This window comes from Vibrio profundi (genome assembly GCF_043642225.1).
Lineage (GTDB): Bacteria > Pseudomonadota > Gammaproteobacteria > Enterobacterales > Vibrionaceae > Vibrio > Vibrio profundi_A.
The window spans coordinates 16,368-38,919 of record NZ_JBHZSF010000010.1; the positions used below are offsets into that span (position 1 = coordinate 16,368).

21 protein-coding genes are annotated in these 22,552 nt (G+C 43.3%); 12 read left to right on the forward strand and 9 right to left on the reverse strand.

The features are described from left to right. Positions 1-2 precede the first annotated feature (2 nt). Positions 3-821 (forward strand): phosphate ABC transporter ATP-binding protein PstB, encoded by an 819-nt coding sequence (gene pstB, locus ACHUFI_RS15095; RefSeq protein ID WP_394250545.1) that lies wholly within the window; start codon positions 3-5, stop codon positions 819-821. 32 nt (positions 822-853) lie between these two features. Beyond that, positions 854-1,552 (forward strand): phosphate signaling complex protein PhoU, encoded by a 699-nt coding sequence (gene phoU / locus ACHUFI_RS15100; RefSeq protein WP_394250549.1) that lies wholly within the window; start codon positions 854-856, stop codon positions 1,550-1,552. Between the two features lie 28 nt (positions 1,553-1,580). On the opposite strand, the gene ACHUFI_RS15105 is transcribed toward phoU, so the two are convergent. From ACHUFI_RS15105 to ACHUFI_RS15130, 6 genes are all read right to left on the reverse strand, one after another. Next, positions 1,581-2,066 carry a hypothetical protein gene (locus tag ACHUFI_RS15105; protein WP_394250551.1) on the reverse strand — a complete coding sequence of 162 codons (486 nt, stop codon included), beginning with the start codon at positions 2,064-2,066 and terminating at the stop codon, positions 1,581-1,583. Between the two features lie 216 nt (positions 2,067-2,282). After that, a complete protein-coding gene (locus ACHUFI_RS15110; protein WP_394250553.1) occupies positions 2,283-2,840 on the reverse strand; it encodes a porin family protein in 558 nt (185 codons plus the stop codon). A gap of 98 nt (positions 2,841-2,938) precedes the next feature. Continuing rightward, positions 2,939-3,724 carry a YadA C-terminal domain-containing protein gene (locus ACHUFI_RS15115; protein WP_394250555.1) on the reverse strand — a complete coding sequence of 262 codons (786 nt, stop codon included), beginning with the start codon at positions 3,722-3,724 and terminating at the stop codon, positions 2,939-2,941. Positions 3,725-3,857: 133 nt separating this feature from the next. Continuing rightward, positions 3,858-4,796 (reverse strand): LysR family transcriptional regulator, encoded by a 939-nt coding sequence (locus ACHUFI_RS15120; protein ID WP_394250557.1) that lies wholly within the window; start codon positions 4,794-4,796, stop codon positions 3,858-3,860. Between the two features lie 101 nt (positions 4,797-4,897). Next, complete coding sequence (locus ACHUFI_RS15125; protein WP_394250559.1) at positions 4,898-5,644, reverse strand: copper homeostasis protein CutC; 747 nt, start codon at positions 5,642-5,644, stop codon at positions 4,898-4,900. A gap of 303 nt (positions 5,645-5,947) precedes the next feature. After that, positions 5,948-6,556, reverse strand: a complete 609-nt coding sequence (locus tag ACHUFI_RS15130; protein ID WP_017053745.1) for a peroxiredoxin C — start codon at positions 6,554-6,556, stop codon at positions 5,948-5,950. A gap of 186 nt (positions 6,557-6,742) precedes the next feature. Here ACHUFI_RS15130 and ACHUFI_RS15135 point away from each other — a divergent pair, with 186 nt between their 5' ends. The 3 genes from ACHUFI_RS15135 to aceA all read left to right on the forward strand — a co-directional run bounded on the left by ACHUFI_RS15135 (position 6,743) and on the right by aceA (position 11,343). After that, positions 6,743-7,648: a hydrogen peroxide-inducible genes activator gene (locus ACHUFI_RS15135; protein WP_394250562.1), complete on the forward strand. Its 906-nt coding sequence runs from the start codon at positions 6,743-6,745 to the stop codon at positions 7,646-7,648. A 644-nt stretch (positions 7,649-8,292) separates the two neighbouring features. Then, positions 8,293-9,870: a malate synthase A gene (aceB, locus tag ACHUFI_RS15140; RefSeq protein WP_394250802.1), complete on the forward strand. Its 1,578-nt coding sequence runs from the start codon at positions 8,293-8,295 to the stop codon at positions 9,868-9,870. Between the two features lie 159 nt (positions 9,871-10,029). Next, on the forward strand, positions 10,030-11,343 hold the full coding sequence (gene aceA / locus ACHUFI_RS15145; RefSeq protein WP_394250564.1) for an isocitrate lyase: 1,314 nt from the start codon (positions 10,030-10,032) through the stop codon (positions 11,341-11,343). 95 nt (positions 11,344-11,438) lie between these two features. Here the strand turns inward: aceA and ACHUFI_RS15150 are convergent, their stop codons facing one another. Both ACHUFI_RS15150 and ACHUFI_RS15155 read right to left on the reverse strand, forming a co-directional pair. Further along, positions 11,439-13,379 (reverse strand): HAMP domain-containing methyl-accepting chemotaxis protein, encoded by a 1,941-nt coding sequence (locus ACHUFI_RS15150; protein ID WP_394250566.1) that lies wholly within the window; start codon positions 13,377-13,379, stop codon positions 11,439-11,441. A 264-nt stretch (positions 13,380-13,643) separates the two neighbouring features. After that, positions 13,644-14,102, reverse strand: a complete 459-nt coding sequence (locus ACHUFI_RS15155) for a CBS domain-containing protein (RefSeq protein ID WP_394250804.1) — start codon at positions 14,100-14,102, stop codon at positions 13,644-13,646. 260 nt (positions 14,103-14,362) lie between these two features. Here ACHUFI_RS15155 and queA point away from each other — a divergent pair, with 260 nt between their 5' ends. The 5 genes from queA (at position 14,363) to secF (ending at position 19,999) form a co-directional block, all read left to right on the forward strand. Further along, positions 14,363-15,415 (forward strand): tRNA preQ1(34) S-adenosylmethionine ribosyltransferase-isomerase QueA, encoded by a 1,053-nt coding sequence (gene queA / locus ACHUFI_RS15160; RefSeq protein ID WP_394250568.1) that lies wholly within the window; start codon positions 14,363-14,365, stop codon positions 15,413-15,415. A gap of 169 nt (positions 15,416-15,584) precedes the next feature. Continuing rightward, on the forward strand, positions 15,585-16,715 hold the full coding sequence (tgt, locus tag ACHUFI_RS15165; RefSeq protein WP_394250570.1) for a tRNA guanosine(34) transglycosylase Tgt: 1,131 nt from the start codon (positions 15,585-15,587) through the stop codon (positions 16,713-16,715). Positions 16,716-16,830: 115 nt separating this feature from the next. After that, positions 16,831-17,160 (forward strand): preprotein translocase subunit YajC, encoded by a 330-nt coding sequence (gene yajC / locus ACHUFI_RS15170; protein ID WP_137359103.1) that lies wholly within the window; start codon positions 16,831-16,833, stop codon positions 17,158-17,160. 20 nt (positions 17,161-17,180) lie between these two features. Beyond that, complete coding sequence (gene secD, locus ACHUFI_RS15175) at positions 17,181-19,037, forward strand: protein translocase subunit SecD (protein WP_394250572.1); 1,857 nt, start codon at positions 17,181-17,183, stop codon at positions 19,035-19,037. Between the two features lie 14 nt (positions 19,038-19,051). Then, a complete protein-coding gene (gene secF / locus ACHUFI_RS15180) occupies positions 19,052-19,999 on the forward strand; it encodes a protein translocase subunit SecF (RefSeq protein ID WP_137359105.1) in 948 nt (315 codons plus the stop codon). Between the two features lie 177 nt (positions 20,000-20,176). Here the strand turns inward: secF and suhB are convergent, their stop codons facing one another. Beyond that, entirely contained in the window at positions 20,177-20,980 is an 804-nt protein-coding gene (gene suhB / locus ACHUFI_RS15185; protein WP_394250574.1) for an inositol-1-monophosphatase, read from the reverse strand. Positions 20,981-21,161: 181 nt separating this feature from the next. Between suhB and trmJ the strand changes: the two genes are divergently transcribed. After that, positions 21,162-21,890, forward strand: coding sequence for a tRNA (cytosine(32)/uridine(32)-2'-O)-methyltransferase TrmJ (gene trmJ, locus ACHUFI_RS15190; RefSeq protein WP_394250576.1), 729 nt, complete (start codon positions 21,162-21,164; stop codon positions 21,888-21,890). A 116-nt stretch (positions 21,891-22,006) separates the two neighbouring features. After that, complete coding sequence (iscR, locus tag ACHUFI_RS15195; RefSeq protein ID WP_394250578.1) at positions 22,007-22,528, forward strand: Fe-S cluster assembly transcriptional regulator IscR; 522 nt, start codon at positions 22,007-22,009, stop codon at positions 22,526-22,528. The last annotated feature ends 24 nt before the right edge of the window (positions 22,529-22,552 follow it).

Below are 22,552 nucleotides of genomic sequence, written 5' to 3' on the forward strand. Positions count from 1 at the left end.
GCATGTTTTCAATTAATGAAACTCTAGGCTACCAAGCTCCGTTAGATGTGAATAACTTAAGTGATGAGCAAACGGCGATTGCGATTGAAGGGCTAAACTTGTTCTATAAAGAAGCTCAAGCGCTTGATGATATTTCGATGCGCATTCCTAAAGGGCAAGTTACTGCATTCATTGGCCCGTCTGGGTGTGGAAAGTCGACGCTTTTACGTTGTATTAATCGAATGAATGATCTGGTTGAAGGCTGTAAGGTTACGGGGAAAGTGCGCCTACATGGAAAAAATGTGTACCACCCGAAAGTCGACGTAGCCACATTAAGGCGTCGGGTGGGGATGGTTTTCCAAAGGCCGAATCCGTTCCCTAAATCGATATATGAAAATGTGGTTTATGGGCTGCGCTTACAAGGGATCAGTAATAGTCGTACCTTAGATGATGCTGTCGAGCGCTCGCTACGAGCAGCGGCGCTTTGGGATGAAGTAAAGGATAGGCTACATGAAAATGCGTTTGGATTGTCTGGCGGGCAACAACAGAGGTTAGTCATCGCTAGGGCAGTAGCTATTGAACCTGAAGTTCTGCTGTTAGATGAACCTACGTCTGCGCTTGATCCTATCTCAACTCTCACCATTGAAGAGTTGATTAACGAGCTGAAGACACAATATACAGTGGTGATCGTGACCCATAATATGCAGCAGGCAGCGCGAGTGAGTGATCATACTGCATTTATTCATATGGGGAAGTTGATCGAGTACTCAGATACCGACTCTATCTTCACTTCACCATTGAAAAAACAAACGGAAGACTACATTACAGGTCGATACGGATAGTCAAACTCCCTTTCATAGAATAAGGAACAAACATGCAATTTGGTCGTCACATCTCTGGTCAATTCAATGTCGAGTTGGAATCTATTCGTACTCATGTTTTAACCATGGGAGGCTTAGTTGAGCAGCAACTTTCGTTCGCAATGCAAGCGCTGCATAAAGCTGATGATGAATTAGCTAAGAAGGTGGTACGTGATGATCATAAAGTGAATGCGATGGAAGTTTCGATTGACGAAGCGTGTACTCGTATTATCGCTAAACGTCAGCCGACAGCGAAGGATTTGCGCCTTATTATGGCGATCATTAAAACCATTACTGACCTTGAAAGAATTGGTGATGTCGCAACTAAAATTGCTCGCGTTGCCATAGAGTCACCGTCTTCGAAGAATCAACAATTCCACGTGTCTCTTGAACCATTGTGCCGTCAGGCGATTACTATGCTTCATCAGGTATTAGATGCCTTTGCTCGAATGGACGTTGATTCCGCAGCAGAAGTTCATAAGTTGGATGATAAATTAGACGCAGAATATGAAGCTGTTATTCGACAATTGATGACTTACATGATGGAAGACCCAAAAAATATTCCGAATATTTTACAAGTTATGTGGTCGGCACGTGCGATTGAGCGGGTGGGAGATCGTTGTCAGAATATTTGTGAGTACATCATCTACTTTGTGAAGGGAAAAGATGTTCGCCATTTAGGCGAACAAAGTATTGATGATGTACTGAAATAACTGAGCTATAAAAGGCGTTAGTTAACGGTTAAAAGCTAAAGTTGACGCCTAAGTTGAGGTTTCCAGTCGTATCGTAGAGCTCGAATGTTTTGTTGTGATCAAAAAAGTTAAAATCTAATCCAGCTCTCAAGCCGATATTTTCTGTCGCTTGATACACATACGCACCGCCAAGACTCAATCCCGTCGCACTTTTTGATTCATTCGTTGAGCCTCTTTTACCATCGTAGTCGGCTAGCCCAATTTCAGCTTGGAAACCATGCTTTTTCGATGAGCCAAGCAGTTGCTGCATCCCTAATCGATAAGTGTTGATGGTCTCATCATAGCTATTTTTTTTATACCAAGTTTCAGAATAGCTAAAATACACGGCATCCAAATCGAGCATGTCGGAAGCGCCAACTTGGATACCAAAACCGTGGAAGTCTCCCAGTTTTAGTTCAGGGGAAAGGTGTAAACCACTGGCTGATACCGCAGTGGAAGAAAGCGCAAGGCTAAGAAGAAGAGTTTTGATTTTCATATTACCACCGAGACTAATTTGATGGCCGACCGTGGCGTATTGCATTTCCATATACCTGACTTACCATTGAATGATGTTCATGTGGTCAGGTTGATAGCGCTATTTTATGAATGGATTGAAAATAAGGCTAAATGCTATTGGTTATAGCCTTAATAACCTGAGCTTATTAATGGTAGCGTCATAGTTGTATTTTCAATCAATGATCTTGTGTTTAGTTTAGAATTTGTAACCTACAGTCAACGAGGTTTGATTCAAGTCGTAGTCGTCAATCATCATATAGTTGAACCGTAGATCGGTATAAAGACCAAAATCAAAATTGGCGCGTAAGCCAATGCCGCTAAGGATAGAAGTGTCAGTGGCCGAGATAGAGCTAGAGCCTCCCGAGCTAGTCACGGTCAATTTATCTTTAATGTGGGCAAACCCAATAGCCCCATAAGGCTTTAGACTGAGTTCCTGAAGTTTAAATGTGTAACCGATATCAGCATCCACTTTTAATGCGCTGAGGTCTGTTTCGTACTTGTTGTTATTGAGTGTTATCTCGTCGGCATTTTTTTCAAATGAAAGATTGAAGCCAACAATTCGGTTAATGTCATAACCGTATTCAAGCTTCAAACCACTACCAATATCTGAAGACGGGTAACTTGATAGGTAATGTTCTTGGTAACCTGTAGATACACCTACGCCGACTCGGTGACCTTGATAATGGGGTTGTGCTAATGCGGTAGTTGCCGCAGTTATAGTGATGACTGTGGCGATGGATTTGAATAATTTCATGCGACTCTCGGAATAAGTGGATAGTGCGTCCGGCACTACAATGTTTGTCACGTCCTTATAATGAAGTTCCCCGCTGTCCCTAGCAGGGAGAGAGTGCTCTATTTAAAGCTGTACTGAAGACCAACGCCGCCAGCTACATCTGAAGAAGAGTATTTACCTGATGTCTCATAGTGGAACGTGCCAGAAACACTTAGGTTTTCATTGATTCCATAAGCGCCACCTAACGCTAGTGCTTCTTTAGAGCCCGCGAAGCCGACACCAGCACCGATAGCAAATTCACCGTCAGCAACAAATGGACGTGCGTTAGTTACTGCGTGCAAACTTGCACGGATACCATCCATTTGTTCTTCATGTTCTTTGAATTTGCCGCTGTATTCAGCAGCCATTGCTTCAAAGCTCATTTCTAGCGCAGAAGAGCGCTCAGCTTCTGTTGGGCCTGAAATATCTGGCACGTCAATGTCATCGCCTTCGATTGGGTGACTTGGCTCTGGTAATGTAGGCTGAACCGGTAGTTGAGGCTGAGTTGGCGTTTGCTCTATCGGTTGAGACGGCGTTGGCTTCTCGATTGGGTGTGATGGCTTTGGCAACTCAATCGGGTGGCTAGGCTCTGGCAACGTCGGCTGAACTGGCAATTGAGGTTGAGTTGGCGTGTGCTCAATTGGCTGAGTTGGTTTTGGCAATTCAATTGGATTGCTAGGTTCTGGCAAAGTTGGTTGTACTGGCAACTGAGGTTGAGTTGGTGTGTGCTCAATCGGCTGAGCTGGGTTTGGTAGCTCAATCGGATTTGAAGGAGTACCTTCAATTGGATTTTGGATGTTGATATCTGCAAATGCAGGTAGTGAAAACGCAGTGGCTAGAGATACTGCAATAATTGATTTTTTCATTGATACACTCTCAATAGTATTAGAAATATTGAGCATCCCTACTTAGTTTGCACTGTTTGTACTGACTCCCTGTCGATGAATAGAATATTAAACAGTGTTTTATTTTTATTCTAAGTAGGTGTTTGTATAATTGTTATAAGTTTTGCTTATTGGACTGTTCTGTAAGAGCATCCTGAATTTCATCGAAAAGCCAGTTAGTCATTGGAGCATTACGATTTTTTACATGGAGATGCGCATGTATTGGGGCTTGAAACGGTTTATTTTCTATCTGAACATCAATAGCTCTCAAGCCGGTATAGTTTTCAACAGGGAAAAGGTTGGAGTGAGGCATGTACATATCGGTATGAAGGACCACGTCAATAATGGCCATAATCAGCTCAGATCGGAAACCAACTTTATTTTCAATTGAGTAACGATCCAACAATTGGGCGGTATAACTAAAAGTGTCATTCCAACCTGGAGATATCATTGAGGCAATTTCGTACCCCGCCATATCTTTAGGTTCTATGACTGATTTTTTGACAGGGTGTCCTTCCCTTACGAAAATTCGACCAGTCAAATCGATCAACTTTTTTGCGTAAACTTCTTTGCTTGAGTTAGGAATGATGTAACTCACTCCTAGGTCTACGGTACCTTTTTGAATATCTGTTTGTGTGGATTGACTCCAGCTAAGTAGTTCGAGCTGGGCATTTGGGGCTTTAGCTTTAATTCGTTTGAATAATGTTCCGGAAAGACACGTTAGTACCACAGGGGATAAAGCTAATCTGATCCTGTGGTTTATGGCGCTCGGGTCGAACTGGTTAGATGCGTTGAGAGCGGTTTCTAAACCATCAAAATAAGGCGTAATGCTATTGGCCAATTGTTCACAGAAAGATGTTGGCTCTAGTCCTCTGTGAACCTTTACGAATAGCTCGTCGTCAAAGTGATGGCGAAGTTTTTGCAGAGCCTGACTTACCGCAGGCTGAGAGACAAACAGCCTTTCGGATGCTTTACGCGTGTTCTTTTCTTGATATACCACTAAAAAAGTTCTCAATAAATTGAGATCTAAAGTGCTAAATAAATCCTTTGCCATTGCTATCAGTCTACTATTCGTGAAGTCCTATATAAGCAATTCTAACTTAACTGATAGAGAGTTGCGTCTACCCAATGTCATGCTATGTGATAGGAATATCTTTAGTACTTTTGAACAACCGTTTTTATGGCTCGGATCTGAGATGAATCGGTGATTGGAATCACGTAATCATCGTATTCCGCTTTCCCCATTTGAGCGCTTGACTGGAATGTCATGTAACTTTTTCTGGTGGACTTGCCTGATAAGTGGAGTGCCGGTACATGGCTTAAGGTTAGTAGTTTTTCAGCGTTGTCGGCATTGACTCCAGCGCCTGCCATTATATCGATTCTATGATTCGCTAATTTGACCATTGAACTCAGTACTTCCACACCTTCTTCGGCGGTGGTTGCTAACCCTGAAGTTAAAACTCGTTCACAACCAAGAGATATGACAGCTTCAAGGGAGGTCTTGTAGTCTCTACATTGATCTATGGCTCTGTGGAAGGTTATCCCCAATTGGTAGTGGTTGGCGACTTCGACAAGCTTTTTCATCGTGATCATGTCTACTTCGCCATCTGGGGTGAGGGCACCCAGCACGACGCCATGTAGCTTTGCTTGTCCTGCCGCATGAATATCGTCAATCATGCATTTAATATCATCTTGATTAAAAATGAAATCTCCTTGGCGAGGGCGTATCATGGCATAGACTGGAACGGTCGAGGCTATTGCAGCACGTTTCATCAGGCCAACACTTGGTGTTAAGCCTCCAAGGGCGAGTGAGGAACACAGTTCTATCCTATCAGCACCGCCATCAATAGCATGGTGAAGGGATTCCATATTGTCGATACAAACTTCAATTTCAATGGGCATGTTAATGTCGTCTAAAAGGGAGCAGAAGCTTGATCATAACAGCGCGAGAAATGGAAAACATCGTCACACGATAGGAGAATAGAGGTAAAGTTTCGCTTCTTCACTGCCTCTTTTAAGCCTCTTTAGGTACCGGCAGGATTAGCTGATATAAAAAAGCCCGAAGCGGTTAACTTCGGGCTTTTATAAGGACTTTACTTCTTAACTGATTGGCGGTGCGCTTTGCGCTGTTAGCTTATGCTTTATTTCTCTTTATAGAGATTCATCCAACCATTGACCCGTGTTGAGTTCGGGCTTAAGAGGTAATTACTTGCTTAGGTCGTCAGCGTGCTCAGATAGGAATGCTGCAACACCTTTTGGAGATGCGTCCATACCTGATTTACCTTCTTCCCATTGTGCAGGACAAACTTCACCGTTCTTCTCGTGGAAGTTTAGTGCGTCTACCATGCGCAGCATTTCGTCGATGTTACGACCTAGTGGAAGATCGTTAACAACTTGGTGACGAACAAGACCGTCAGCATCGATTAGGAAAGAACCACGGAAAGCAACGCCTGCTTCTGGGTGCTCAACGTCGTATGCTTTACAGATTTCGTGCTTAACGTCAGCAACTAGAGGGTACTTAACTTGACCGATACCGCCATCTTCGATAGCAGTGTTACGCCATGCGTTGTGAGAGAATTGAGAATCGATAGAAACACCGATTACTTCAACGCCTTTAGCTTGGAAATCTTCTAGACGGTTGTCAAAAGCGATTAGCTCAGAAGGACAAACGAATGTGAAGTCTAGTGGGTAGAAGAAAACAACCGCTTTCTTACCTTTAGTGAATTCTGCGAAGTTGAAGTTATCAACGATTTCACCGTTACCTAGAACTGCTGCAGCAGTAAAGTCAGGGGCTTGACGACCTACTAGTACCATTTTGGAATCTCCTAAAAAATTAATGTCCAAACATCTTTGTTTGGGCTTTCGTTTCTACGCGACAAACTATAGTACAAAAGTTACTATAGAAAAAAGCGAATTAAATAGATTAACTTAATCGAAAAAAGCGATAAGTATAATCAATAATCCATTCACACTATCTCCTTCATATGACAGAGTAATTGCATGAATAAGTGGCCGAGCTTAAAACAACTTCATTATCTCGTGACTCTACATGAAACCCGACATTTTAGTGATGCAGCAGACCGATGTTTTGTCAGTCAATCTACCTTAAGCAAAGGGATTCAAAACTTAGAAGAATTGATAGGCTGTCCCCTCTATGAAAAAAAAGACAAGAAGAGTCCATTAGTCTTTACTCAGGCGGGTGAGCTGGTGGTTCAGCATGGTCGTGAATTGTTAGCTAAAGGACAAGATTTGGTTGAGCTTGGGCAGATCTGCCAAGGTGAGACCATGCAAGGGCAATTGAAAGTAGGGTGTATCCCGACAATTGCTCCATTCCTGTTATGCGACTTAGTCCAAGAAGCTAACCAACGATTCCCTCAACTTAACCTTCTGTTACGCGAAGATACGACAACAAACTTATTGGCAGCCTTGAGACACGGCGAATTAGATGTACTGATTTTGGCATTGCCCGTCGACATCGCGAACATGGAAAGTAAGGTGGTGGGGCAAGATCCATTTCGCATGGTGATTAGTCGAAACCAAGTCGATGGGATACGTGTACCTATTAAATACGATGATTTGCCTGATGAATCAGTTTTCTTACTTGAAAATGAACATTGCCTTACCGAGCATGCCGTTTCCGCATGCAAATTAACGGAACGTGAAAAAATAAACCCTTTTACAGCGACGAGCTTGCATACCTTAGTTCAAATGGTGGCGAATGGCCTAGGGACGACCTTTATCCCACAAATGGCGATCGATCATGGCCTTCTAGAAAATCAAAATTTGGTTGTGATTGACCCTCCTGGCCAGCAGGCATATCGCGATATTGGACTTGTATGGAGGCCTAGCTCCTCAAGAAGAGAAACTTTTCATCAATTAGCGGAAGTGGTATCTGAACTGCTTTAGCTGATGGTCTTACGTAAAAAGCTCACTAGTTCTAGTGAGCTTTTTAGCATTTTATTCTGAGAGTGTTATTTAACTTGTAAAATTTTACAGGTAAATTTTGATGAAGCTTTCATAAAATTCAATAACTTCACAATCGCTATTTTACAGTACTAAATTGGATTTCTGTTTAAAAGTTATCCATATATAGCATCTAACCTGCTGTTTTATAAGAAACTCATATCACACTCATTGTTTCGAACATGCGTTTGAAACGTGTTTTAAGTGTAAAACTTAATGTAATTTAATTACGTAATTGGTTACATTTTTGGTGTCTTTTTCAAAGGGTTAAGTACAACCGAATAAAACTTTGAATTTAACCATTTGTTAACTTTAGAACTTTTACTCTATCCAATGTTGTTGTAAGTTAAATGCATGCCAGTTAAGACTTATGTCTAGTTATCTAAGGGTTGTAAACACTTTCTAGCTGAGTCAACTTAATAGGTGTAGACAGACAAGAACCTTAAAGAATCCAAAATGGAATTGAATAATCTTTGTGGTTTAAAACTTACAAATGTCGGAAAAGGAAAGGGACTATGCTTGCTCAATCAACTGAACACTTACCAGAAAGCACAAAAAATAAAAGTGCACAGCCAAATAACGAAGGCATGCTTGAGGTGACTGGTACCCTTTCACCAGAACATCAAGCTATTTTCCCTAAAGAAGCCCAAACCTTTTTATCTTTGCTTTGTGAAAAGTTCGCGCCACAAGTAGACGAGCTACTCATTGCAAGGGAAGTGAAACAAGCTGCGATTGATGCTGGACAAATGCCGGACTTCTTAGAAGATACGTTAGATATCCGAGAAGGCAGCTGGAAAATACAAGGGATCCCCCAAGATCTGCAAGATCGCCGAGTAGAAATTACCGGACCTACCGATCGAAAAATGGTGATTAATGCACTGAATGCCAACGTAAAAGTGTTCATGGCAGACTTCGAAGATTCAATGGCGCCAGCATGGGACAAAGTGCTAGATGGCCAGGTGAACCTTCGTGATGCCAACGCGGGTACGATTAGCTATACCAACCCTAGCAATGGCAAACACTACCAGTTAACTGACGACCCAGCGGTATTGATTTGCCGAGTGCGTGGGCTACACCTTCGTGAGAAGCATGTGACGTTTAACGGTGCTGTTATCCCTGGAGCTCTGTTTGATTTCGCACTTTATTTCTACAACAACTATCGAACTCTATTGAAGAAAGGCAGCGGCCCATACTTCTACGTTCCTAAGCTTCAGTCTCACCATGAAGCGAAATGGTGGAGTGACGTATTTCATTTCACAGAAGATTACTTTGGCCTTGATACCGGAACGATTAAAGCAACGGTTTTGATTGAAACGTTACCGGCAGTGTTTGAAATGGATGAAATACTTTTTTCTATGAAAGAACACATTGTAGGCCTTAATTGTGGTCGTTGGGATTACATATTCAGTTATATCAAAACCTTACGTAAATACTCAGACAGAGTGTTGCCCGACCGCCAAGTGGTCACTATGGATAAACCGTTCCTAAACGCTTACTCAAGACTATTGGTAAGAACGTGTCACCGACGTGGAGCATTTGCTATGGGAGGTATGGCCGCCTTTATCCCAGCAAAAGATCCACAAACGAATCAACAGGTGCTCGATAAAGTACATAACGATAAATCACTGGAAGCCAATAATGGACATGACGGTACATGGGTAGCACACCCTGGCTTAGCTGACACCGCGATTGCTGTTTTTGATGAAACGTTAGGTGAACGTTCTAACCAACTTGATATCAGTCGAAACGAAGATGCGCCAATCACAGCGGAAGAGCTGCTTGCGCCATGTGACGGAGCAATCACTGAGCAAGGCATGCGCCACAATATTCGAGTCGCGCTGCAATACATTGAAGCTTGGATTTCTGGCAACGGTTGCGTGCCTATCTATGGACTGATGGAGGATGCGGCAACTGCCGAGATTTCGAGAGCATCAATTTGGCAATGGATTCAGCACGGTAAAAAGATTGATAACGGCCAAGTCGTGACTAAAACACTTTTTGAAGATTATTTAGCACAAGAAATTCTTGTGGTTAAAGAGGAAGTTGGCGAAGAGCGCTTTACCAATGGCCGTTTTGATGAGGCATCAAAGCTGATGGCTCGCCTCACCACCAGTGACGAACTCGTTAACTTTTTAACAATTCCAGGTTACGACTACCTAGATTAATTTGGGTAAACGTAATTATAGAAGCTAGTAACATCATAATATTTATAACAATTTTACATCCAATAACGTGAACATTCGCTTTCGACATCAGGTTTTGTAGTACTGATCAAGGAAAGGACGACAAAGCGCAAGAAGCGCTCATAATGAGAGGGATAGACCATGACATTAACTCGCCGCCAACAAATCGAAGCTCTGGAAAAAGATTGGGCAACAAACCCGCGTTGGGCAAACGTGAAACGTACTTACACAGCCGAAGAAGTAGTTGAATTACGTGGCTCAGTTGTACCAGCTAATACACTGGCACAACGTGGTGCAGACAAGCTTTGGGAGCTAGTCAACGGTTCATCTAAGAAAGGTTATGTGAACTGTCTGGGGGCATTGACTGGTGGTCAAGCGGTTCAGCAAGCAAAAGCGGGCATTGAAGCGATTTACTTATCTGGCTGGCAGGTTGCTGCAGATAACAACACGGCTTCAACTATGTACCCTGATCAATCTCTATACCCTGTAGATTCAGTACCTTCAGTGGTTAAACGCATCAACAACTCATTCCGTCGTGCAGACCAAATCCAATGGGCGAGCGGTAAGACTCCAGAAGATGAAGGTGGTATTGATTATTTCCTACCAATCGTAGCGGATGCAGAAGCTGGCTTTGGCGGTGTACTTAACGCTTACGAATTGATGAAGAATATGATCGACTCTGGCGCAGCTGGTGTTCACTTTGAAGATCAGTTAGCTTCAGTTAAAAAGTGTGGTCACATGGGAGGCAAAGTTTTAGTCCCTACTCAAGAAGCGGTACAAAAACTAGTAGCTGCTCGTCTAGCTGCTGATGTTGCGGGTACAACGACGCTCGTAATCGCTCGTACAGATGCGAATGCTGCTGATTTGCTGACTTCTGACTGTGACCCATACGATAGTGAGTTCATCCAAGGTGAGCGTACATCTGAAGGGTTCTACAAAGTAGATGCTGGTATTGACCAAGCTATCTCACGCGGTCTAGCTTACGCACCTTATGCTGATTTAATTTGGTGTGAAACTGCAACACCATGTTTAGAAGAAGCTCGTAAATTTGCAGAAGCGATTCACGCTAAATACCCTGATCAGCTGTTAGCTTATAACTGTTCACCATCGTTTAACTGGGAGAAGAATCTAGATCAAGAAACGATTGCCAAGTTCCAGCAAGAGCTTTCTGATATGGGCTACAAGTACCAGTTTATCACTTTAGCGGGCATCCATAACATGTGGTACAACATGTTCGAATTAGCTCACGCTTATGCTCAAGGTGAAGGCATGCGTCACTACGTTGAGAAAGTACAACGTCCAGAGTTTGAAGCTGCAGAAAAAGGTTACACATTCGTTGCGCACCAACAAGAGGTGGGTACTGGTTACTTCGACCGTATGACGAATACTATCCAAGGTGGTAATTCATCTGTAACAGCGTTAACTGGCTCCACAGAAGAAGAGCAATTCTCTTAATTGACGATTCTCTTAACCAATAATAACTATAATCAATCCATTTGAGCGGCCTTAGTGCCGCTCCTTTTTTATGGAGATAACCAAGTATGAACTGGTTATAGTTTAAAGAAGCTCAACAAGTCTTTTTGTTTGACGGCCAGTGATGACAGTTCTTCGCTGGCCTTTTTGCTTTCTTGGATACCGGAAACATTCTGATTAACAATGTCAAAAGTTTGAGAAACGTTTTGAGATATATCTTGTGTCACTCCCGATTGCTCTTCAGAGGCCGTCGCCACTTGCGTATTCATATCTGAGATTAGGCTTACAGATTGGCTGATTGAGGTGAATGATGAACGCAGTTGCTCACTGAAACTGCGAGAGTCTTCAGCCAGTGATAAGTTAGACTGCATAAATTGGTTCGCATCTTTTGCTTGGGTTTGTAATCGAGAGATGATCTCTTGAATATCGACGGTCGACTTTTGTGTTTTTGCAGCTAATGAGCGAACTTCATCGGCAACAACCGCAAAGCCACGACCTTGTTCACCCGCACGGGCTGCCTCAATAGCAGCATTAAGTGCGAGTAAGTTGGTTTGCTCAGAAATTGAGTTAATCACTTCAACAACGGTACCTATTTCTACAGAGTACTCCTGCAACTGATTCACAATTTTTGAAGTTTCTTCAATGGAGTTTTCGACTTTCCGAGATACTTCGTCAGAAGAGTCTAGTGAACGCCCACCAACTTCTACGTTAGACGTAGCATCCGTTGCTGCGTTTTCTGCGTTCGCTGCATTCTGGCTGACTTCTCCCGCTGTACTTGAAAGTTCATTAATGGCGGTGGCGATTTGCTCCATTTGGCTTAACTCTTGTTGCGCGTTACTTTCCGTTTCCGTCATGACCGCAGCAAGTTCGACTGAGGCCGAAGATACATTATCCGAAATTTGATGGAAGCCATCGATAATACGGCGTAATTCCTGACGCATTTGCAATATGTTCGAATAGATACCTGTTTCATTGCCGGTAACTGAAATTTGTTTGGAGAGATCGCCCGACGCCACCTCTTCAACAATCGTTTGGATATCACTTGGTTCACCACCAACAACTTTGAGCACACTGCGATAAATAGCCACGGCGATCCCAAGTGCAATAATGATGACGATTATCGAAAGGATGACCAAAATGATTTGGGCATTGGCAAAGCGTTCAACCATATTGGGTCCAACAGAATCTTGCTTATCTTTTGTTGAAAGTTTTATAGTTTCTATGGTTCGAGCGGCAGATACACCAACGACATCAAGCGTGGACGAAATGATGCCGTTTCTTTCATTGATGGTCTGTACTACGTCATTAAAAGTCGCACTGTAGGTATTAAATGAACGGTTGAAGTCAGACACGTAAGCCAGTTGTTGAGATGACATTAATTGGGATTCAATTTTTTTACCAAGCTCCATCGCTAGACCAAATTCTTTATTGGCACGCATAGCGTCTTCAGACTTGTTGTCTGTTAGAAACTTAGAGGCGTAAAGCCGAGAAAGCAGTACGTGCTCTTGCAGTTTCCCTGAACTGATTGCGACTTCTAAATCTTCTTCCACTGACGCCTGAGTCATTAAGTTAGTGACGGCTTGTCTCATTGCTAAGCCGGAAGGATCAAGCTGGTTTGATACTAATTGATTGCGTGTGTTGACTAACTGGACAACTTTCTCAAAGCCTTGTTTATATTGATTTAGCTGGTCTTTGATTGAGTTGAAGTCGTTTTTATGAGAATCATCAATGTGTGAATTCAGTACATCATTGATGAGGTCGAGAGATGTGCTAATGCGCTTGTTGAGATTTTCAATGTGTTTGCCGTTTGGGCTCTTAATGTATTTCAGTGCCGCTAAGCGAGCCTCCAAAATATTAGCTTGAACTCGGCCTGTCGATACACTGGTCAGTGCGAGTGAGCGGTATGTGTTAAACCCATCGCTAGACTGAAAAAAACGTAAAGACGCGACGACTGAGATAACCAAGATTAACGCAAGGATGACGCCAAAACCTAGCGTAAGTAATTTTTTCAGACTCATAGCAATACTTCCCGTAGTAACCTTTCATCGAGCGCAACCCTGCTCGGTGTACACTGTTATTAACAAAACGATTAGTAAAATATAGACGGGGTATTGGAGTATTGCTTGATTTAGGAAAGCAAAGTATCAAAAAAACAAAGCGGCGGTGGTAAGAGAGATATTTGATTAGGTGGCAATTCCCAAAGGTTTAGGCATCACACCGGAAAGCCCTCTGCATAAAGAAGGCTGCCTAACCTTAACCGACACCGCTTTATGAAACGGTCATTAGACTTGCTGGTTTTCAACCTCTAATTCTTCAGGCTCGACTTCTTCTTGTAGTTCTAGCAAGTTAATCGCGATAGACACAAAGTCGCTGTCGGTAATAATACCCACTAATTCGTTGTGCTCAACAACCGGTAAACAACCCACTTTATGCTTCTGCATATACTTGGCACTTTCTTTCAAACCAGCTCTTGGTTCGACAGTCATGATGTTAGTATGCATAACATCTTTGAGTGGTGTAGAAAGAGTAAAAGACTGAGCACTAGGGATATTCTGTAAGCTGGATTCCTGAGCTGACAAAATATCTCGCTGAGTAACAACACCGAGCAATTGTCGGTCTGCGTCTACGACTGGAATATGACGGATATCTAGTGCATCCATGGTGCTTTTGGCATCCGCTAGGGTGTGTGAGCGCAACAACGTATGAGGGTTTCGAGTCATCATATCTTCAACTTTGATCATCATGACCTCCTTTATCATTATGAGTTACTTAAACTATAGTTTCTTCCGCCGTAAATATCTGAGAGCTAACTCATTTTTAAGTCAGGTTTTGACAATAAATTTCGTTTGAAATTGTTACTGATTTTTCGGCTCAATTTTTACGCCTATTTACAATAATCAGCCCCATCAATCCTTGCTATTGCGTGGGGTACGCCTATACTAGCCCACTGCGAAAAATTTACTCGCGTCATATTCTTTACCAACGAGACAAGACCAGAACAATGCAAGTTTCAGATTTTCACTTTGAACTACCTGACGAGCTGATAGCTCGCTACCCTCAAGAGGAACGTACCGCTAGCCGACTGCTTCAACTAGATGGCAATACAGGTGCATTAACGGACGGTTCTTTCAAGAACGTATTAGATCTGGTTCAGCCAGGTGATTTAGTGGTATTCAATAATACTCGAGTGATCCCTGCTCGCTTATTCGGTCGTAAAGAATCTGGCGGTAAGTTAGAAGTGCTTGTTGAAAGAATGCTGGATGAAAAAAGTATTCTTGCTCATGTACGCTGCTCGAAATCACCAAAGCCGGGTACGAAGCTTTTCTTAGGTGAAAACGATGAATATGAAGCTGAAATGGTGGCTCGCCATGATGCGCTATTCGAAATTCGTTTTACTTCAGATGACAGCGTATTAAACATCTTGAACGATGTTGGCCATATGCCATTACCACCGTACATTGACCGCCCTGATGAAGACGCAGATAAAGAGCGTTATCAAACGGTTTATAATGAAAAGCCAGGTGCAGTAGCCGCACCAACGGCAGGTCTTCACTTTGATGATAACTTGCTTGATCAAATTAAAGCGAAAGGCGTGGATTTTGCGTACGTGACTTTGCACGTGGGTGCAGGCACATTCCAGCCAGTAAAAGTGGACAACATCAACGATCACCACATGCACGCAGAGTACGTTGAAGTACCGCAAGAAGTTGTCGATTCAATTGCTGAGACTAAGGCGCGCGGCGGGCGTATTATTGCTGTTGGTACTACATCGGTTCGCTCTTTAGAGAGTGCAGCGCAAGATGCACTAAAAAATGGTACAGAGTTAGTGCCTTTCTTTGGTGACACAGAAATCTTTATTTTCCCTGGCTATGAGTATCAGTTAGTTGATTGCTTGATCACTAACTTCCACCTGCCTGAATCAACGTTAATTATGTTAGTGAGCGCATTTGCCGGCTATGAAAATGTAATGGGTGCGTATGATCACGCGGTGAAGAATGAATATCGTTTCTTTAGCTATGGCGATGCCATGTTCATCAATAAGAAAACGAGCTAATTTTAACCAGCTATAAATAAGAATTTACGGGTGCTAGCAGTAGGCTAGGAGATTGGGTAGAAACGCTGCTTTATCTCTCGCAAGGAATCCGCGACCGCTCCTCATAGAATCTTAACGTTAAGGTTCTGAATTAACAGTCAGATTGTTTCTCTGGCATATTGGAGGCTTCGTGAAATTAAAATACGAACTTAAAAAAACAAACGCTGGTGCACGTCGTGGTCAGCTTCAGTTTGAACGTGGCACGGTGGAGACACCTGCATTCATGCCAGTTGGTACTTACGGTACGGTAAAAGGCATGACACCTGAAGAAGTAAAAGATACAGGTGCAGAAATCCTACTAGGTAACACATTCCACCTATGGCTACGTCCTGGCCAAGAGATCATGAAAATGCACGGTGACTTGCATGACTTCATGAACTGGCAAGGTCCTATCCTGACAGATTCAGGCGGCTTCCAAGTATTCAGCCTAGGTGCGATGCGTAAAATCACTGAAGAAGGCGTACATTTCCGTAACCCTGTAAACGGTGACAAGATCTTCATGGACGCTGAAAAGTCGATGGAAATCCAAAAAGATCTAGGCTCAGACATCGTTATGATTTTCGATGAGTGTACGCCTTACCCTGCGACACACAAAGAAGCAAAAGATTCAATGGAGATGTCTCTTCGTTGGGCTGAGCGTTCACGTAACCACTTCGACAAGCTTGAAAACCCGAACTCACTATTCGGTATCGTTCAAGGTGGCGTATACGAAGACCTACGTGACGTATCTGTTAAAGGTCTAACTGAAATCGGTTTTGATGGATACGCGGTTGGTGGCCTAGCAGTAGGTGAACCAAAAGAAGATATGCACCGTATCCTTGAGCACACATGTCCTCAACTGCCAGAAGATAAGCCTCGTTACCTAATGGGTGTAGGCAAACCTGAAGACTTAGTTGAAGGTGTTCGTCGCGGTATCGACATGTTTGACTGTGTAATGCCAACGCGAAATGCACGTAACGGCCACCTGTTTGTGACTGAAGGTGTGATCAAGATCCGTAATGCGAAGCATAAAACGGATACAACGCCTCTAGATTCAGAGTGTGACTGTTACACTTGTAAGAATTACAGCAAATCTTACCTACATCATTTGGATCGCTGTAATGAAATCCTAGGTGCAAGACTGAACACCATTCACAACCTGCGTTTCTACCAACGAGTCATGTCAGACATCCGTCAATCTATTGATGAAGATCGTTTTGAAGAATTCGTTGAGGAGTTCTACGCACGAATGGGACGTGAAGTGCCACCACTAGGTAAATAGTTTCTTAGTATCTTTTTGCGAGCCCTATCTCTGTTCAAGGAGTTAGGGCTTGAAAACGAAAGGGTACAGCCCAATTAGTTGGATTATCAATAAAATATAAATAGAGGATGTTTTAATGTTTATTTCTCAAGCTCACGCAGCAGCAGAAGGTGCACCAGCAGGCGGCGGTTTCGAAATGCTAATCATGCTAGGTATGTTCGCTGTAATCTTCTACTTCATGATTTACCGTCCACAAGCTAAACGCGTAAAAGAGCATAAGAACCTTATGTCTTCTATGGGCAAAGGTGATGAAGTACTAACAAGCGGTGGCCTAGTAGGTAAAATCACTAAAATCGCTGAAGATAATGACTACGTTTCAATTGAGCTTAACGCTAACAATGAAGTTGTAATCAAAAAAGACTTCGTAACAGCTGTGCTACCAAAAGGCACTCTGAAATCTCTATAAACAGCTAGAGGATCCTCGCTGTGCTAAACCGTTATCCGTTATGGAAGTATTTGATGGTGGTGTTTACCATCGCTATCGCAGCGCTATACGCTCTTCCAAATATATATGGTGAAGATCCGGCAGTTCAAGTTACAGGGGCGCGTGGCGCCTCTGTAGATATGTCTACGCTGGATGCTGTCACCAAAGCTCTTGATGAAGAGAGCCTTTCCCATAAATCCGTTGCACTCGAAAACGGTTCTATTCTTGTTCGTTTTAACGATACTGATACTCAAATCAGCGCTCGTGACGTGATCTCTGAAGCATTAGGCAAAGACGTAATTGTTGCGTTAAACCTAGCCGCTTCGACTCCTGATTGGCTTGAATCCATTGGTGCAGCACCAATGAAGCTTGGTCTTGACCTTCGTGGTGGTGTTCACTTCTTAATGGAAGTGGATATGGATGCTGCGATGGAAAAACTGGTTGGTCAGCAAGAAGAAGCATTCCGTAGTGAACTTCGTGAAGAAAAAATTCGTTATCGTGCTATTCGCCCATCTGGCAAAGATGCGGTTGAAGTATTGCTGCGTAACGAAGAGCAATTAGACAAAGCGAAATCACTGCTTGAGTCTAAGCACCCTGATATGCTGTTTGTCGATTCTGAATCTAACGGTCGTTTCTCTCTTATTGCTAGTTTTACAGACGCTCGTTTACAAGAAATCCGCAATTACGCGGTTGAACAGAACATCACCATTCTACGTAACCGTGTTAATGAACTTGGTGTAGCGGAACCTTTGGTTCAACGTCAAGGTGCTAGCCGTATCGTAGTGGAACTTCCTGGTGTACAAGATACTGCTCGTGCAAAAGAAATTCTTGGTGCGACGGCGACTCTTGAATTCCGTGAAGTGGATAGCTCAGCAGATCTTGCTGCAGCGGCTTCAGGTCGTGCCCCTGCGGGTAGCGAAATCAAGCAAGATCGTGATGGTCGCCCTGTGGTACTTAAGAAACGCGTTATTTTAGGCGGCTCAAGTATTACTGATGCAAGCTCAAGTGTTGATGAATATGGTCGTCCGCAAGTTAACATCTCGCTAGACAGCGAAGGTGGCAGCAAAATGTCAGCATTCTCTCGCCAAAACATTGGCAAGCTAATGGCGACGGTTTTTGCTGAGTACAAAGACAGCGGTCGTAAAACACCAGAAGGTCGAGTCATTCTTGATAAACATGAAGAAGTGATTAACCAAGCGACGATTCAGTCTGCACTTGGTCGTAACTTCCGTATCACAGGTATTGATTCAGCGGCTGAAGCGCACAACCTTGCGCTATTACTTCGTGCAGGTGCTTTGATTGCGCCAATCTCAATTGTTGAAGAACGTACGATTGGTCCTTCAATGGGTCAACAGAATATCGACATGGGTATTATGGCGATGATCTGGGGTATGGCTGCGGTAATGTTATTTACGCTGCTTTACTACCGTAAGTTTGGTTTTATCGCTAACGTTGCACTGATGGCGAACCTTGTCCTTATTATCGGTGTGATGTCGATGATCCCAGGCGCGACAATGACGCTTCCTGGTATTGCCGGTATCGTATTAACGGTTGGTATGGCGGTGGATGCTAACGTCCTCATTTTTGAACGTATTCGTGAAGAAATCCGGGAAGGACGCAATCCTCAACAAGCGATTCACCAAGGTTATGCGAACGCATTTAGTACTATTGCTGATGCGAACATCACCACGCTCTTAACCGCTATCATCCTATTTGCTGTAGGTACTGGTGCGATTAAAGGCTTCGCGGTGACATTATCTATCGGTATCATCACTTCTATGTTTACTGCGATTGTAGGTACACGTTGTATCGTGAACCTAATGTATGGCGGTAAGCGTATTAAGAAATTGTCGATCTAAGGCTGGATTTAATTATGTTTCAAATAATGAAAGCGGACAAATTGATCGACTTCATGCGTTGGTCAAAAGTCGCATTCGTCTTATCTATCCTCATGATTGGTACGGCAATCTTTACACTTTCAACTAAATCGTTGAACTGGGGTTTAGATTTTACAGGCGGTACTTTGATTGAAGTAGGTTTTGAACAACCTGCGAACCTAGAAAATATCCGAAGCGCTTTAGAAGCAAAAGGGTTTGGTGATGCAACCGTTCAAAACTTTGGTTCAGCTCGTGATGTGATGGTTCGCCTTCGTCCTCGTGACGGTGTGGCGGGCGAAACGTTGGGCAACCAAATCTTATCTGCGATTGAGCAAGGTACGGGCGAGCAAGTAGAAATGCGTCGTATCGAGTTCGTAGGTCCAAACGTTGGTGATGAACTGACTGAAGCTGGTGGCCTTGCGATTTTGGTATCACTGATCTGTATCTTGATTTACGTATCGGTACGTTTTGAATGGCGTTTAGCGGCGGGTGCGGTATTGGCACTGGCGCACGATGTGATTATCACGTTAGGCGTGTTCTCATTAATGCAAATTGAAGTGGACTTAACTATCGTTGCTGCATTGCTTACGGTAGTAGGTTACTCACTCAACGATACCATCGTGGTATTTGACCGGATCCGTGAAAACTTCCGCAAGATGCGTAAAGGTGAAGCACCTGAAGTTATGAACAGCTCAATTACTCAAACATTGAGCCGTACTTTGATCACGTCTGGTACGACATTATTCGTTGTGATTGCTTTGTTTACTCAAGGCGGCGCAATGATTCACGGTTTCGCGACCGCGCTTCTATTAGGTATTACCGTTGGTACTTATTCTTCTATCTATGTGGCCTCAGCCCTAGCGATGAAGTTGGGTATTACACGTGAGCACTTAATGCCACCTCAAATCGAGAAAGAAGGCGAAGAATTTGACGAGATGCCATAAGAGTTAATTTGGCTTTCGAAGGTTCAAATAAAGCCGCTGGGAAACTGGCGGTTTTTTTGTATTTGGTATTTACGGAAATACTTTTAAGAAGGGCGGGTTGAAAGGTGTTTTTCTTAGGTATAAAAAAGCCCTGCTCATAGAGCAGGGCTTTCAGTAATCAGCGTGACGGGCTATGGATTACTTTAGCATACCTTCATTGCTGTTCTCGCGAACATGCTTAAGGATAGCTTTAACACCACGTGCACTTGAAGCTACAATGTTACCAGACTTCATGTACTCAGTACCGCCTGCAAAATCAGTTAGGATTGCACCTGCTTCACGAGCGATCAGGTCACCAGCAGCCATATCCCAAGGCTTAAGGCCAAGTTCTAGGTAACCGTCTACACGGCCAGCAGCTAAGTAACATAGGTCAAGTGCTGGAGAACCAGTACGGCGGAAGTCAGAACAATCGATGAATAGACCAGAAATGATCTTCATGAATGATTCAGAGTGTTGCTTCTGGTTGAATGGGAAACCAGTTGCGATAACGCTACCTTGAAGGTCTTTCAGTTGGTTAACACGCATTCGAGCGTTGTTAAGCTGAGCGCCAGCACCACGTTGAGCTGTGAATAGCTCGTTTAGCATTGGATCGTATACACAAGCAACTTCTGTACGACCGTTCATGCGAACAGCGATAGAAACTGAGAAGTGTGGGAAGCCTTTTACGAAGTTGTTCGTGCCATCTAGTGGGTCAACAATCCATTGAACATCAGAGTCTTTACCTTCAGTAAGACCGCTTTCTTCTGCAACAATGCTGTGCTCTGGGTAAGAACTCTTGATTGTTTCGATAATCATGTACTCAGCTTCTTGAGCAATGTTAGTAACTACGTCGTTGTTACCTTTTTGAATTGTTTCGATTTTATCAACAGTTTCTAGCGATTTAGCAATATGGTTGCCTGCTTTACGCGCAGCGCGTATCGCAATGTTTAGCATTGGATGCATATGGTTTTTCCCACAAGATGTTAAAGAACGATTTTTAGCGGCGGCGAGTATATCAAAGTTTCAAAGAAATGGAAGTGGTTATTTTTTGAACTGTTAATTTCACATATCGGGAAGGGCCTGACCATTTTACTGAGTGATGTGGTAATATCTCGCGGTTCATTTATAAGTGGTGTCATTTAGCATGTTAGATAATGTGAAAGTCGTTCTGGTTGGAACTTCTCATTCTGGAAATATTGGGTCTGCAGCCCGTGCAATGAAAGTAATGGGATTGAGCCAACTGGTACTAGTTGATCCTCAATGTGAGGTTGATGAGCAAACTATGGCTTTGGCAGCAGGTGCGGGTGATATCGCGGAAAATGCAGTGATTGTCAAAACACTTGATGAAGGCATCGCTGATTGCGGCTTAGTCGTCGGCTCAAGTGCTCGTTCTAGAACATTGGAGTGGCCGATGCTAGAACCTCGCGAATGTGGCGAGAAGTTTGCGGTCGAAGGGGAAAAGCACCCTGTTGCCTTAGTGTTCGGTAGAGAACGAACCGGCCTGACAAATGAAGAGCTGCAGAAATGCCACTATCATGTGTGCATTCCAGCTAACCCTGAGTACAGTTCGCTTAATTTAGCCATGGCTGTTCAGACGCTGAGCTACGAAGTTCGAGTTGCACACTTAAATAAAGTTGCTAGTCAGTACCCACCTCAAGAGCAAGATGAGTATCCGCGTCATAAAGAACTAGAAATGTTCTATACGCACCTTGAAAAAGTGATCATTGATACCCAGTTTATCTCACAGGATAAACCAGGTCAGGTTATGAACAAGCTGCGCCGCTTGTTTAGTCGTGCGCGTCCTGAGCTTCAGGAAATCAACACATTGCGTGGCATTTTAACCTCTATAGAAAAAGCAAATAACAAAAAATAGAAACCTTATTCTAAAAAGGGATAAATACCTGACTAAAATAGTCAAATAAATACTTGACCAAAATGGTCGGGTATGAAAAACTTCCAACCACATAAACAATGTGGATACGGTGTGGTATGAAACTAACATCTAAAGGAAGATATGCGGTAACAGCCATGCTAGATGTGGCACTGCATTCGCAAAAGACCCCAGTACCTCTGGCTGATATTTCGGAACGCCAGGGTATCTCGTTATCTTATTTAGAGCAGTTGTTTTCTAAGCTACGCAAAGCGGGCTTAGTAGCAAGTGTTCGCGGCCCTGGCGGTGGTTATCGCTTAGGGGCTGATGCGCATGATATTGCCGTCGGAACCGTTATTTCTGCTGTCGATGAATCTGTTGACGCGACCAAATGTAGCGGCAAAGGCAACTGTCAGGGTGGTAGCCGTTGTTTAACGCATACTCTTTGGCATGATTTAAGCGCGCGCATCAGTGACTTCTTAAATAACATTACGCTTGGTGAGCTAATGAAAGATAATGAAGTCTTAGAAATTTCTGATCGTCAGGATATAAACCTAGCGATCAATCATGGTTTTGCACAGAAAAATACGAGCACTACATCGATTAGTGCAGCGCCACATGGCGTTAATGCCCGCTCTTAGCGGTCAGTTTTTACATTGGAGTAG

Coding starts and splice junctions, on each gene's coding strand:
- pstB (WP_394250545.1), top strand. CDS start 3: ATGTTTTCAATTAATGAAACTCTAGGCTACCAAGCTCCGTTAGATGTG.
- phoU (WP_394250549.1), top strand. CDS start 854: ATGCAATTTGGTCGTCACATCTCTGGTCAATTCAATGTCGAGTTGGAA.
- ACHUFI_RS15105 (WP_394250551.1), bottom strand. CDS start 2,066: ATGAAAATCAAAACTCTTCTTCTTAGCCTTGCGCTTTCTTCCACTGCG.
- ACHUFI_RS15110 (WP_394250553.1), bottom strand. CDS start 2,840: ATGAAATTATTCAAATCCATCGCCACAGTCATCACTATAACTGCGGCA.
- ACHUFI_RS15115 (WP_394250555.1), bottom strand. CDS start 3,724: ATGAAAAAATCAATTATTGCAGTATCTCTAGCCACTGCGTTTTCACTA.
- ACHUFI_RS15120 (WP_394250557.1), bottom strand. CDS start 4,796: ATGGCAAAGGATTTATTTAGCACTTTAGATCTCAATTTATTGAGAACT.
- ACHUFI_RS15125 (WP_394250559.1), bottom strand. CDS start 5,644: ATGCCCATTGAAATTGAAGTTTGTATCGACAATATGGAATCCCTTCAC.
- ACHUFI_RS15130 (WP_017053745.1), bottom strand. CDS start 6,556: ATGGTACTAGTAGGTCGTCAAGCCCCTGACTTTACTGCTGCAGCAGTT.
- ACHUFI_RS15135 (WP_394250562.1), top strand. CDS start 6,743: ATGAATAAGTGGCCGAGCTTAAAACAACTTCATTATCTCGTGACTCTA.
- aceB (WP_394250802.1), top strand. CDS start 8,293: ATGCTTGAGGTGACTGGTACCCTTTCACCAGAACATCAAGCTATTTTC.
- aceA (WP_394250564.1), top strand. CDS start 10,030: ATGACATTAACTCGCCGCCAACAAATCGAAGCTCTGGAAAAAGATTGG.
- ACHUFI_RS15150 (WP_394250566.1), bottom strand. CDS start 13,379: ATGAGTCTGAAAAAATTACTTACGCTAGGTTTTGGCGTCATCCTTGCG.
- ACHUFI_RS15155 (WP_394250804.1), bottom strand. CDS start 14,102: ATGATCAAAGTTGAAGATATGATGACTCGAAACCCTCATACGTTGTTG.
- queA (WP_394250568.1), top strand. CDS start 14,363: ATGCAAGTTTCAGATTTTCACTTTGAACTACCTGACGAGCTGATAGCT.
- yajC (WP_137359103.1), top strand. CDS start 16,831: ATGTTTATTTCTCAAGCTCACGCAGCAGCAGAAGGTGCACCAGCAGGC.
- secF (WP_137359105.1), top strand. CDS start 19,052: ATGTTTCAAATAATGAAAGCGGACAAATTGATCGACTTCATGCGTTGG.
- suhB (WP_394250574.1), bottom strand. CDS start 20,980: ATGCATCCAATGCTAAACATTGCGATACGCGCTGCGCGTAAAGCAGGC.
- trmJ (WP_394250576.1), top strand. CDS start 21,162: ATGTTAGATAATGTGAAAGTCGTTCTGGTTGGAACTTCTCATTCTGGA.
- iscR (WP_394250578.1), top strand. CDS start 22,007: ATGAAACTAACATCTAAAGGAAGATATGCGGTAACAGCCATGCTAGAT.